This is a genomic window from Kribbella sp. NPDC026596 (assembly GCF_040638415.1).
Lineage (GTDB): Bacteria > Actinomycetota > Actinomycetes > Propionibacteriales > Kribbellaceae > Kribbella.
This window is the reverse complement of the sequence record NZ_JBEZYF010000086.1, coordinates 22673-34901: the sequence shown is the minus strand read 5'-3', so window position 1 is coordinate 34901 and position 12229 is coordinate 22673. Positions and strand designations below refer to the sequence as shown.

Here is a 12229-nt window from a genome sequence, read left to right as displayed (position 1 = left end):
ACCGCGGTCCAGCCGCCGTCGACGGCGAGGACGCTGCCGGTGACGAAGCTGGCAGCGTCGGAGGCGAGGTAAACGACCGCGCCGGCGAGTTCGCCCGGCTGGGCCCAGCGTCCGAGCGCGCCTTTCTGTGCGTACGCGTCGTACCAGGCCTGGTTCGCTTTGATCTGCGCGGTGAGCGGTGTCTCGACGACCCCGGGAGCGATCGCGTTCGCGCGGACGCCGTACGGTCCGAGCTCGGCAGCCGCGGTCCGGAGCAACTGGACGAGCCCGGCCTTCGTTGCCGCGTACACCGATTGCCCCGGCTCAACCGTCGTACCGCGGATCGAACTGAACCCGATGATGCTCCCACTCCCCCGCGCCGCCATCTCCTTGCCGAAGGCCCGGATCAGCTGAAACGACGCCCGCAGATTCAGCGCGATCACCCGATCGAACTCCTCACCGGAGTAGTCCACGATCCGCTTCCGCACATTGGTCGCCGCCGTGAACACCAGCACGTCGACCGCCCCGAACTCCCCCACCGCCCGATCGATCGCCGCATCATCAAGCACATCCAACTCGTACGCCGTCAGCCCACCGGCGTCCGCGGATCCGCCGAGCGATTCGTTGCCGCGGGCCACCGTTTCGTGGGCGGCCGTGAGATCGCGGTCGGCGCAGGTTACCCGGGCGCCGTGAGCGGCGAGAGCCAGAGCGCTCTCTCGACCGATTCCGCTGCCGGCGCCGATCACCACGGCGTGCTTGCCGTCAAGCCGGAACAGCCTCGAGTAGTCCGTCACGTCGTCACCTCTCGTCATGGGCGCGGGCGGATGATCGCCATGCGGGTGGTGGTGAGTTCCTCGATCGCGAAGCGTGGGCCTTCGCGGCCGATGCCGGAGTCCTTCACCCCGCCGTACGGCATGACGTCGGACCGGAACCCCGGCACCTCGTTGATCACCACTCCCCCGACTTCGAGCCGGTCGATCGCGGCGAACGCTGTGTCGAGCGACGACGTGAAGACGCTGGCGTGCAGGCCGTAGCGCGTCTCGTTCACCGTGCGGAACGCGGTGTCGATGTCCGGCACCGACCGTACGGCGATCACCGGCCCGAAGATCTCCTCATCCCAGGCGAGTTGACCGGACGGTACGTCGGTCAGGACAGTCGGACCCAGTACGTCGCCAGTGGACGCGTAGGCGATCGTGGCACCCGCGTGGACCGACTCGTCGACCCACTCACGCACGCGGGCCGTGGAGTTCGGGTCGATGAGCGCAGAGACGCGCGTCGAAGGGTCCCGTGGGTCGCCAACGGTCACCGTGGGGAGACGGCCGCCGAGCTTCTCCAGAAGCGCCGGCCGGACGGATTCGACGGCGATGACTCGCTGGACCGAGATGCATGCCTGACCGGACGCGTAGTACCCGCCGCGCACGATCGCATCCGCGGCCGCGTCGAGATCCGCGTCCTCGGCGACGACCAGGGCGGAGTTGGAGCCCAGTTCGAGGAGGACTTTGGTCGGGGCCGCGTCACGGGCGATCCGGTGGCCGACGGCAGCGGATCCCGTGAAGGACACGGCACCTATCCGCCGGTCCGTAGTGAGTGCCGCGCCGACGTCGGGACCGCCGGTGATCAACTGGAGAGCGCTCTCTGGTGCTCCGGCCTCGAGCAGTGCCGAACGCATCAGATGAACCAGCCAGAGGGTGGCGAGTGGAGTCTGCGGCGCGGGCTTGACGATGATCGGGCAGCCGGCGGCGAAGGCCGGCGCGATCTTGTGGGCCGCGAGCAGCAGCGGGTAGTTGAACCCGGTGATGCCGACGACCACGCCGATCGGCTTGCGAACCCAGAAGCCGAGCAAACCGTCGCCGCTCGGGAGCAGGTCGAGCGGCACCGTCTCGCCATGCAGCCGAGCGACTTCCTCGGCCGACGTCTCCAGCGTGAGCAGAGTACGGTCGATCTCGACCCGGCAGTCGACCAGCGGCTTCCCGGTCTCGAGCACGAGCAGATCGGCAAACTCATCCCGTGCGGCCAAGACCGCGGAATGCACGCTCTGCAAGACTTTCCGGCGCAGGTACGACGGCAATCGGCCGACGGTCTCGCGGACGGCGAGGGCGTGGTCGAGGGCCTGCCGGGCGAGGTCCACGTCCCCGACGGGCGCGTCCGCCACCGTCGAACCGTCGTACGGGAAGATGACCGGAGCGGTCCACGGGGCCTCGATCCAGGATTCTCCGATGGGCAGGCCGGCTGGGAACTTCACGCGGGTTCTCCCTTCGTCGTGAGCAGGTCGGAGGTCGTTGCCCCGGACAACGCACGGGGAAGCGTCGGGATCGCGGAGACGAGGCGTTGGGTGTACGGGTGCTGCGGAGCGGCGTACACGTCGCCGGTGAACCCGGTCTCGACGATCTGGCCGGCGTTCATCACGGCGACGCGGTCGCAGACGTGCTTCACGACGGACAGGTCGTGGGAGACGAAGACCAGAGTCAGGTTGAGCTCGTCGACGAGATCCGAGATCAGGTTCAGGACCTGGGCGCGGACGGAGACGTCGAGAGCACTCACCGGCTCGTCCGCGATCAGGATCCGCGGGCGTGGAGCGAGGGCGCGGGCGATCGAGATGCGCTGGCGTTGACCGCCGGAGAACTGGTGCGGGTAGCGCTCTCCCGCGTCCGCCGACAGGCCGACCGCTTCGAGCAGCTCCCGGACGCGTTGACCCGAGGCCGGATGTCCTTGCACGACGAGGGGTTCGGCGATGATGTCGCGGACGCGCATGCGCGGGTCGAGGGAGCTCATCGGGTCCTGGAAGACCAGTTGAAGGTTCTCGCGGAGGAAGCGCAGGCGGCGCTCCGGCAGCCGGGTGACGTCGGTGCCTTCGACGATCACGTGTCCTGAGGTCGCGCGGTCGAGGGCGGCGATGATGCGCAGCAGAGTCGACTTGCCGCAGCCGGACTCCCCCACGATGCCGAATCGCTCACCCTGCTTGACTTCCAGACTCACCCCGCGCAACGCATGTACGACGGGAGCCGGCCGAAGCAATGACTTCCGCGGCCGCGGGTAGTCGCGCACCACGTCAACCACCTGAATAGCCGCCGCGGCATCAGTCATGACTGTCTCCCACAGACCGCTGGGCAGCGGTTAGGTCGTTAGCTGTGTTGGCTGGGTGGTGGCAGGCGTAGCCGGTTGTGGAGGTGCCGGTCCAGGGAGGGGCGGTGGCACAGAGGTCGGTGGCGTGGGGGCAGCGGGTGCGGAAGACGCAGCCGGAGGGGAACTGGCCGGCCGGGGGGACGTTGCCTGGGATGGTGGGGAGGCGGCGGTCGGCGGTTTCGAGGTCCGAGGCGGCTAGGAGGCCTTCGGTGTAGCGGTGACGGGGGCGGGTGAAGACCTCGGTGACGGGGCCCGATTCGACTACGCGGCCGCCGTACATGACCAGAACGCGTTCGCAGACGGTGGCGACGACGGCTAGGTCGTGGGTGATGAAGAGCAGGGCGGAGGATCGGGCGACCACGCCCTTGACGATGAGGTCCAGGACGAGCGCTTGGACGGTGACGTCCAGCGCGGTGGTTGGTTCGTCGCAGATCAGCAGCGCGGGATCGTTGGCGAGGGCAAGCGCTAGGACCACCCGTTGCCGTTGGCCCCCGGAGAGTTGGTGCGGGTAGGCGCGCAGCGTCTCTGCTGGCAGCTGGACGCGTTCGAGCAGGTCGGTCGCGGCGGTACGCGCGGCGGCGCGGCCGGACCGGGTGCGATGGATGAGCATCGCCTCCGCGATCTGGTCGCCGATCCGCATGGTCGGGTTGAGCGCGGTCATCGGCTCCTGGAAGACCATCGAGATCCGTAGGCCGCGGATGCGCGACATCCGGCGTTCGTCGGCGCCGATCAGGTCGTGGTCGACTCCGGTCAGGCGTACCGAGCCCGAGGCGATCACATCCTCGGGAAGCAGTCCGAGGACGCTCAGGGCAGTCAGTGACTTGCCGGAGCCGGACTCCCCGATCAGACCGACCCGCTCCCCCGGCCCGACCGTCAGATCCACATCCAACACGAGCGGTCGGTCCCGCACCGTCACGGTCAGACCGCTCACACTCAGCACGTCATCCGGGCGACGGTCAGCCACGTCATCCCGCACGCGGTCCTCCGCGTCACTCAGTACGTCGTCCGCCTCGTCGCTGTGTACGTCGGCCCGCACCTGGCTCGCCCGGTTGGTCATCGGCGGTCCTCTAGTTTGGGGTCGAAACGGTCTCGGAGGCCGTCGCCGAGGAGGTTGAAGCCGAGGACGGCGATGGCGATCGCGACGCCCGGGAAGATCGCCAGTCGGGGTGCGGTGAAGAGGAATTCCTGGCTTTCCTGGAGCATCCGGCCCCACGAGGGAGTCGGCGGCGCGGTGCCGTAGCCGAGGAAAGAGAGCGCTGCCTCGGCGAGTACCGCGATCGCGAACGACACCGATGCCTGGACCGTGATCAGGCTGGTCACGTTCGGCAGGACGTGCCGGACCGCGATCGGCCACGGTTGCCGGCCGGCCGCCCGGGCCGCGAGTACGTACTCGGTCCGCATGACCTGGAGCGCTCCACTGCGGATCACCCGCGCGAAGCTCGGCACCGAAGCGATGCCGATGGCAATCATCGCGGTCAGCGTGCTCGCCCCGAACACCGCGCCGAACATGATGGCCAGCAGCAACGCCGGAAACGCCAGCAGCAGATCGTTCGTCCGCATGACGAGCTCCGAGGTCCACCGTCGCGACATCGCCGCCAGGATCCCCAGCGGTACACCGATCACCGCCGCCACGCCTACCGCGACCACACCGACGAACAGCGTGGTCCGGGACCCGACCATGATCTGGCTGAACACGTCCCGCCCGAACTTGTCGGTCCCGAACCAGTGCTCCCACGAGGGCTTCAGCAACCGCGCAGCCGGGTCGACCAGGGTCGCGTCGTACGGCGTCCAGACGAACGACACCAGCGCCATCAGCACGATGATCCCGACGATCACGCCGCCGGCGACCAGACTCGGGTTCAGTCGCCTCATCGCGACCCCGTCCGCAGTCGCGGGTCGAGCGCGACGTACAGGAGATCGACCACGAAGTTGACCAGCAGCACGGCGACCACCAGAACCATCACCACGTCCTGGACGAGCAGCAGATCCCGGTTCGACACGCCATCAAGCAACAGGCTGCCAAGCCCCGGGATGACGAACACGCGCTCAACGACCACCGCCCCGATCAACAACGTCGCCAACTGCAGACCGAGCACCGTCACCACCGGCACGGCAGCGTTACGCAATCCATGTCGCCACAACGCCTGGAACGGACGCAGACCCTTGGCCCGCGCAGTCCGCAGATAGTCCTCACGCAACACGTCGAGCACAGCACTACGCACGTACCGGGTGAGGACCGCACCCTGCACCAGGCCGAGTGCCAACGCGGGAAGCATCAACTGCTTCAAGAACATCCCCGGATCCTGCGCCGGCGGCGTCCAGCCGTTCGCGGGCAGCCAGCCGAGCTTCACCGCGAACACCACGATCAGCAGGATGCCGGCCAGGAACGCCGGTACGGCGACGCCCAGCTGAGAGAGCGCGGAGAGCGCGAACCCGGAGACTTTGCGGTGCCGCGCGGCCATCACCGTGCCGGCCGGTACCGCGACCGCCAGCGCGATGATCATGCCGGCGACGACCAGCCACAGCGTCACCTGGAGCCGGTCGAACACCTGCGGCGCGATCGCCACCTTCGAGATGTACGACGTCCCGAGGTCGCCGCGAACCAATCCGCCGAGCCAGTCGAAGTACTGCGTCGGCAACGGCCGGTCGAGGCCGAACTGCCGGCGCAGTTCGGCCACGGCCTCGTCCGACGCGTTCACACCGAGCGCGACCCGGGCCGGGTCGCCAGGCAGCACGGCCATGAACGCGAACACCAGCACCGAGCTCACCGCAAGGCTGACCAAGAACACACCGGTGCGCTCGATCAGGCGGAGGATCAACTCAGGTCACCTCGTCAGCCGCGGCTTAGCTTGGACAGGTCGAAGTTCTCGGTGATGGCGTTCTGCGGGAGGCCCTTGATGTTCTTGTCCGCGACGATCAGGTTCGGGAGCAGGAAGAGCCAGTCGCCCGCGGCTTGCTCGGACAGCCGCCGCGCCGCCTTCTTCATGTTGTCGACCTGCGCGGCCTCGTCACCCGAGTCCGCCGCCGCCAGATAGCCCTGCAGCGTCGGGTCGTCGTACCGGGTGTAGTACTTCGGGTTGAACACCGCACCCAGATCCCGCGGCTCGACGTGCGCGATGATCGACATGTCGTAGTCGGCGTTCTTGAAGACCGTCGTCAGCCACGCCGCCGGGAACTCGAGCTGGTCGATCTGCACCTTCAGCCCGGCCTGCTCCAGCTGGCTCTTCACCACCTGGCCGCAGGACGTTGCATACGGCAACGTCGGCAGCCGCAGCCGGAGCGTCTGGCCGGCCGCACCCGATGCCTGCAGCAACGACTTCGCCTTGACCGGGTCGTACGGCGCGATCCCGGTGAGGTCCTCGTACCACGGGTCGGTGGGCGGAACCATGCTGCCGATCAGCTTGCCGCGACCGGCGAAACACGTGTCCAGCAAGGCCTTGTGGTCGATCGCCTGCCGGATCCCCTGCCGGGTCCGGATGTCTTTGAAGACCGGCCGCGAGTTGTTGAACGACAGCAGGACCTCACCGTTCGTGGTGCCCTCGATCACCTGGTACTTGTCGTTGCCGGAAAACTGGCTGAGCGCCTCCGGCGCCTGCACCGTGCCGACCACGTTGATCGTGCCGGTCAGCAGCGCGTTGTTCAGCGCAGTCGGGTCCTTGAAGTACTTCAGCGTGATCTGGTTGAAGAACGGCTTGGTCCCCCAGTAGCCGTCGTTGCGCTGCAGCACGATCGAGTCGCCGCGGTTCCACTTCGAGAACTTGTACGGCCCGGTGCCGATCGGCTCGGTGGCCAGGGCGCTGACACCGCTCTCCGAGAACATCGCGCCGATCCGGGTCGTCATGCGGAACAGCCAGTCGTTGCTTGGCTTGCTCAGCGTGACCTGCAACTGGGTCGGCGAGAGCGCTTTCGTCTCCGAGACGACATCCATCGCGGCCTTCAGCGAGGTCGTCCAGGCGGTCTTGACCCGGTTGATGCTGAACACCGCGTCGGACGCGGTGAACGCCTTGTCGTTGGTGAACTTCGCGTTGTCGACCAGGTCGAACGTGTAGGTCTTGCGGTCCGGCGAGACGGTCCACGACTTCGCCAGCGACGGCACGATCTTGCCGGAGTCGTCCTGCTTGACCAGGCTCTCGTACACGTTGCCGAGCAGCACCTGCGGGATCGCGGCGCCGTCGGTGGTGGTGAAGTCCAGGCTGGCCGGCTCGGCGACCAGGCCGATCGCGAGCGACTGATCACCTCCCGGCGAGCTGCCACCCGTCGTACTCGAACCGGCGGAGCAGGCCGACAAGGCCAACACTGCCGCAGCGGCGACCGCGACCGCACGGGTGCGAAACGTCTTCACGCGAACTCCTCCAGTGCCTCGAGCTGTCGCCGCATTCTGACGATCCCGGTCCGCCCGCGCAGCCGCGGCCACGCCGTACGGCGGACTTCGCCGTCCAGCTGTGACTGGTCCGACCAGTGGACTAGGTATCAGTGGGGCACTAGGTTTGTCGCACCACACGGGTCTGTCAAGGCGAAATGGGGTGCACCGGATGGCGAACGGCCCGCAGTTCCAGCCGGTGCAGACCGTGCGCGCGTACCAGCGGATCGTCGAGCAAGTCGAGGAAGCGCTCGCTCGGGGCGATCTCGCGCCTGGGCACCGCCTGCCGAGCGAGCGGGAACTGGTGGCGCAGTTCGCGGTGAGCCGGTCCACTGTGCGCGAGGCGCTCCGGGTGCTCGAGAGCAACGGCGTGGTCCGGTCCCGCCCCGGTGACCCGAACGGTCCGGAGATCCTGCCGTTCTCGCATTCGGCGTTGCGCAAGCAGATGGTGCGGCTCGCGCGGGTCGACGAGCTCACGCTCTCCGAGCTGATCGGGTTCCGGATGATCATGGACGGCGCCGCGATCCAGGTGGCGTCCCGGCTGCGCACCCCCGAGCAGCTCGCCGAGATGGAGGAGACGCTGATCGCCATGCGGGAGGCGATCGAGGTCGACTTCGCCGCGTTCAGCGAGGCGGACCTCGCCTTCCACGACGTGATCGCGCAGATCAGCCGCAACTCGCTCATCCAGACCTGCAACGAGGTCGTCCGCGGCGTCGTACTGAGCCTGATCTCGGACAAGATCGCGCACGCGCCGAACAGCCGGGCGCTGATGCTCGAGTCACTGCACCACCACGCCGAAGTGGTCGAGGCGATTCGCGACGGCGACGGGCACGCCGCGGCCCGGCTCGCCCGGCAGAACATGTACGACTACTACGCCGGGTACGTGCCCGACTCCGAACGGGAAACGTTGCACGCGCTGATCGAGGACTGAGGCAACTGTCCCTGCCGCGGCCGTGGATCTCGTGTCATTCTGACGGGACTGGGTTCACTGCTGTGGGGGCACCGCGTGAGCAAACCTGCGATTCTCACCGTCGACGACGACCCGATGGTTTCGGCAGCCATCTCCCGAGACCTGCGCCGGCGGTACGGCGACGACTACCTCGTGGTGAAGGCGACGTCGGGCGACCAGGCGCTCGCCGCGCTGACCAAACTCGCCTTGCGGAACCAGCCGATCGCACTGATCGCGACCGACCAGCGGATGCCGGGGATGACCGGCATCGAACTGCTCGAACGGGCCCGCGAGCACGCTCCCACCGCGAAGTACCTGCTGCTCACCGCGTACGCCGATACCGATGTCGCGATCCGGGCGATCAACGACATCGGCCTGGACTACTACCTGCTCAAGCCCTGGGACCCACCCGAGGATCAGCTGTTCCCCGTGGTCGACGATCTGCTCGACGACTGGCGACATGCCAATCCTGAACACACCTCGGACCTCCGCGTGGTCGGCAACCGCTGGTCGGACCGAGCGCATGACATCAAGACGTTCCTGGCCCGCAACCACGTGCCGTACCTGTGGTACGACGTCGAGCGCGACGCCGAAGGCCAACGGCTCCGGGGCCTCGCCGACGCGTCGGACGACGACCTGCCCCTGGTCCTGACGCCCGAGGGCGACACACTCCGCTCCCCCTCCACGGTCGACCTCGCCTCCGCTCTGGGCCTGCGGACCCGAGCCGAGCAACCGCTCTACGACGTCTGCATCGTCGGCGGCGGACCAGCGGGCCTGGCGGCCGGCGTCTACGCGGCGTCCGAAGGGCTGAGCACGGTGATCGTCGAGCGCGAGGCCCCCGGCGGACAGGCCGGGTTGAGCGCCGCGATCGAGAACTATCTCGGGTTCCCGCGCGGGCTGACCGGCTCCGATCTCGCTCAGAGAGCGGTTGCTCAGGCGTCCCGGTTCGGTGCCGAGATGGTGCTCGCCCGTTCGGTCGTCGGACTCGAGTCCCGCGGCCCGGTGCACGCCGTACTACTCGAAGGATCCGGCGAGATCGAGGCCCGTGCGCTGATCGTCGCGACCGGCGTCGCGTACCGCAGCCTCGACGTCGACGGCCTCGGCGACCTCACCGGCCGCGGCGTCTACTACGGCGCGACGGCGAGCGAGGCCAGTCAGGTGCAGGACGAGGAGGTGTACATCGTCGGCGCCGCGAACTCGGCCGGTCAGGCGGCCCTCAACCTCGCTCGCTACGCCAAGCGGGTCGTACTGCTGGTCCGCGGGGACACCTTGGAGTCGTCGATGTCGAAGTACTTGATCGACAAGATCACCAAGGTCACGAACATCGAGGTCCGGTGCCGGACCGAGGTGGTCGGTTGCCGGGGCTCCGGCCACCTCGAGGGGCTGACGCTGGCCGAGCGGATCTCCGGCCGGGTCGAGGAAGTGCTGGCCAGTTGGCTGTTCATCTTCGCCGGCGCCTCACCGCGCACGGAGTGGCTCGGCGAATCCGTCGTACGGGACGACAAAGGCTTCATCATCACCGGACCGGACACCGTCGCGCTGGAGCGCTGGCCTTTGCGGCGTCCGCCGTACGCGCTGGAGACGAGCGTGCCGGGCGTGTTCGCGGCCGGTGATGTCCGGCTCGACTCGATGAAACGGGTCGCATCGGCCGTTGGGGAGGGCGCTATGTCGATCTATCTCGTCCACCGCTACCTGGCGACGATCTGATGAACGTCGACGATCTCCGAGGGATCGCTCTCTTCGCCGGAGTGACCGACGATCAGCTGGCCGAGCTGATCGACGGCAGCACCGAACTGCCGATCGAGCCAGGCGTCGACCTGTTCCACGAGGGCGAGCCGGCCGACTTCTGGTGGGTGCTCGTCGACGGCGCGATCGCCCTGCATCGCAAGATCGGCCGCGAGGACACTGTGATGGCCAAGATCGACGTTCCGGGTCGCTGGGCCGGCGGGTTCCGCGCCTGGGACGAGCACGGCGTCTACCTCGCCAGCGGTCGCGGGGTGACCGAAGGCCGGGTACTACGGGTGCCCGCGGAGGTGCTGCGGGACCGGGTCGACGCCTGGTTCCCGCTCGGCGGGCACCTGATCAAGGGTGTCTACGGGACCGCTCGGGCGATCGAGTCGACCGCACGGCAGCGGGACGCACTGATCACGCTCGGCACGCTCGCGGCCGGGCTGGCGCATGAGATCAACAATCCCGCCGCGGCCGCGGCACGCTCGGTGAGCGCTCTCGACACGGCCTGTGTCTCGTTGCTGTCGGCGCTGCGGCGGCTCGCCGACGGCGAGGTGACGGCCACCCAGTTCGGCGCGCTCGACGACCTGCGGCGCGAGCTCGGCGCGCGCGCAACGGTGACCGATCCGGTCGACCTGGCCGACGACGAGAACAAGATCTCGGACTGGCTGGACGCGCACGGCGTCGGCCAGGACTGGTTGATCGCGCCGCCGCTGGCCGCGGCCGGGGCCGGAGTCGAGTGGTGCGACCGCGTGGCCGTCGTACTGGGTGATGCCGTGGAGCCCGGCCTGGAGTGGGTCGCGAGCACGCTCTCTGCAGCCACCTTGCTGGGCGAGGTGAAGGAGTCGACCCGGAGGATCACCGAGCTCGTCGCCGCCGTCCGCTCGTACTCGCAGATGGACCGCGGCTCGATCCAGACGATCGACGTGACCGAGGGGATCGAGAGCACTCTGGTCATGCTCGGGCACAAACTCCGCGACGGGATCGAGGTGATCCGGTCGTACGGCGCCGACGTACCGCGGATCGACGCCTTCGCCGGTGAACTGAACCAGGTGTGGACGAACCTGATCGACAACGCGGTCGACGCGATGAACGGCGCCGGGACGCTGCGGATCAGCACCCGAACCGACGGTGACCGGATCGTGGTGGAGTTCACCGACACCGGACCCGGCATGCCGGCCGACGTCGCGGCGCGCGCGTTCGAGCCGTTCTACACGACCAAGGACGTCGGCAAAGGCACCGGACTAGGGCTCGACATCGCCCAGCGGATCGTCGCCGACCACCACGGCGGGACGATCACGATCACGTGCCACCCCGGTGAAACGACGCTGCAGGTCCGGCTGCCACGTCAGCCACCGGCGCGATGACCGGCACCGAACGACAGGAGGTGGTGGCGGTGTGCGCCGTCACCCGGGAGCCCGCCCGCTCCAGATGGTGACAACCTCCTGTCGTTCGGAACCGGTCCCTCAGGTGTCGTGCTCGATGATCCGGACCCGCGGGACCTTGAGGACCTTACGGGCCTTCGTGAGCCAGTCGGAGCAGACGAACCTGGCCGCCGTCTCCGGCCAGGCGACCACCACGACTTCGCGACTATGGGTGCTCTTGACCAGGGTCATCAGGGCCAGCAGCACCTCGCCATGCGTGATGGAGACGTTGAGCGGGTAGCCACTGGCCGCGCGCAGCCGGCGCGAACTGTGCTCGATCACCGAGGCCAGATCGACGTCCGGGTCCGCGAGGGCGGCCATCGAGGAGGTCCGGACCGGAGCGGCCGGCGCGCTGACCCTGGCCGACGGGCCGGTCGCGGATCCGACCACGGTCGTCGAGCCGGTCAGCCCGGCCACGTCCGCGAACGTCGAGCCGAGCAATGCCATCGGGCCACCGAATCCGCGCTCCGGGTGGCTGGAGACGAGCAGGTGGTAGTCCACGGGCTCTTCATACCTTGCATGCAGGGCGGCAACGCGGCGCGCGTCGCCCTCGCTCATCTCCCGCTCGATGAGCACCACCACGTCGTACGTCATTCGTGGCTCCCTTCGCAGTCACTTCCGTTGTACTCCTGCGCCGGAGCACACCAAAGGATCCGCCGCGCCACC

11 protein-coding genes are annotated in these 12229 nt (G+C 68.3%); 3 read left to right on the top strand and 8 right to left on the bottom strand.

Annotated features, from left to right (window positions below):
* The 7 genes from AB0E63_RS41110 to AB0E63_RS41080 form a co-directional block, all read right to left on the bottom strand.
* Nucleotides 1-773: SDR family oxidoreductase (locus AB0E63_RS41110; protein ID WP_360378679.1), on the bottom strand; the 773-nt coding region annotated here is incomplete at its 3' end.
* A gap of 14 nt (nt 774-787) precedes the next feature.
* Nucleotides 788-2221: an aldehyde dehydrogenase family protein gene (locus tag AB0E63_RS41105; RefSeq protein ID WP_360378676.1), complete on the bottom strand. Its 1434-nt coding sequence runs from the start codon at nt 2219-2221 to the stop codon at nt 788-790.
* Nucleotides 2218-3063, bottom strand: a complete 846-nt coding sequence (locus AB0E63_RS41100) for an ATP-binding cassette domain-containing protein (protein WP_360378673.1) — start codon at nt 3061-3063, stop codon at nt 2218-2220. Before AB0E63_RS41100 ends, AB0E63_RS41105 begins: the two co-directional genes overlap by 4 nt.
* Nucleotides 3056-4159: an ABC transporter ATP-binding protein gene (locus tag AB0E63_RS41095; protein WP_360378670.1), complete on the bottom strand. Its 1104-nt coding sequence runs from the start codon at nt 4157-4159 to the stop codon at nt 3056-3058. The genes AB0E63_RS41100 and AB0E63_RS41095 overlap by 8 nt, the downstream gene beginning before the upstream one ends.
* The gene (locus AB0E63_RS41090; protein WP_360378668.1) at nt 4156-4974 is read right to left on the bottom strand and encodes an ABC transporter permease; all 819 of its coding nucleotides are present in this window, start codon (nt 4972-4974) and stop codon (nt 4156-4158) included. Before AB0E63_RS41090 ends, AB0E63_RS41095 begins: the two co-directional genes overlap by 4 nt.
* On the bottom strand, nt 4971-5921 hold the full coding sequence (locus AB0E63_RS41085) for an ABC transporter permease (RefSeq protein ID WP_360378666.1): 951 nt from the start codon (nt 5919-5921) through the stop codon (nt 4971-4973). Before AB0E63_RS41085 ends, AB0E63_RS41090 begins: the two co-directional genes overlap by 4 nt.
* Nucleotides 5922-5935: 14 nt before the next feature.
* Nucleotides 5936-7444, bottom strand: a complete 1509-nt coding sequence (locus AB0E63_RS41080; protein ID WP_360378664.1) for an ABC transporter substrate-binding protein — start codon at nt 7442-7444, stop codon at nt 5936-5938.
* Nucleotides 7445-7634: 190 nt separating this feature from the next.
* Between AB0E63_RS41080 and AB0E63_RS41075 the strand changes: the two genes are divergently transcribed.
* From AB0E63_RS41075 to AB0E63_RS41065, 3 genes are all read left to right on the top strand, one after another.
* Complete coding sequence (locus AB0E63_RS41075) at nt 7635-8393, top strand: FadR/GntR family transcriptional regulator (RefSeq protein ID WP_360378662.1); 759 nt, start codon at nt 7635-7637, stop codon at nt 8391-8393.
* Between the two features lie 75 nt (nt 8394-8468).
* Nucleotides 8469-10118: an FAD-dependent oxidoreductase gene (locus AB0E63_RS41070; protein ID WP_360378659.1), complete on the top strand. Its 1650-nt coding sequence runs from the start codon at nt 8469-8471 to the stop codon at nt 10116-10118.
* On the top strand, nt 10118-11506 hold the full coding sequence (locus AB0E63_RS41065) for an ATP-binding protein (RefSeq protein WP_360378656.1): 1389 nt from the start codon (nt 10118-10120) through the stop codon (nt 11504-11506). Before AB0E63_RS41070 ends, AB0E63_RS41065 begins: the two co-directional genes overlap by 1 nt.
* A 99-nt stretch (nt 11507-11605) precedes the next feature.
* On the opposite strand, the gene AB0E63_RS41060 is transcribed toward AB0E63_RS41065, so the two are convergent.
* Complete coding sequence (locus AB0E63_RS41060) at nt 11606-12157, bottom strand: hypothetical protein (protein WP_360378653.1); 552 nt, start codon at nt 12155-12157, stop codon at nt 11606-11608.
* Nucleotides 12158-12229 lie beyond the last annotated feature (72 nt).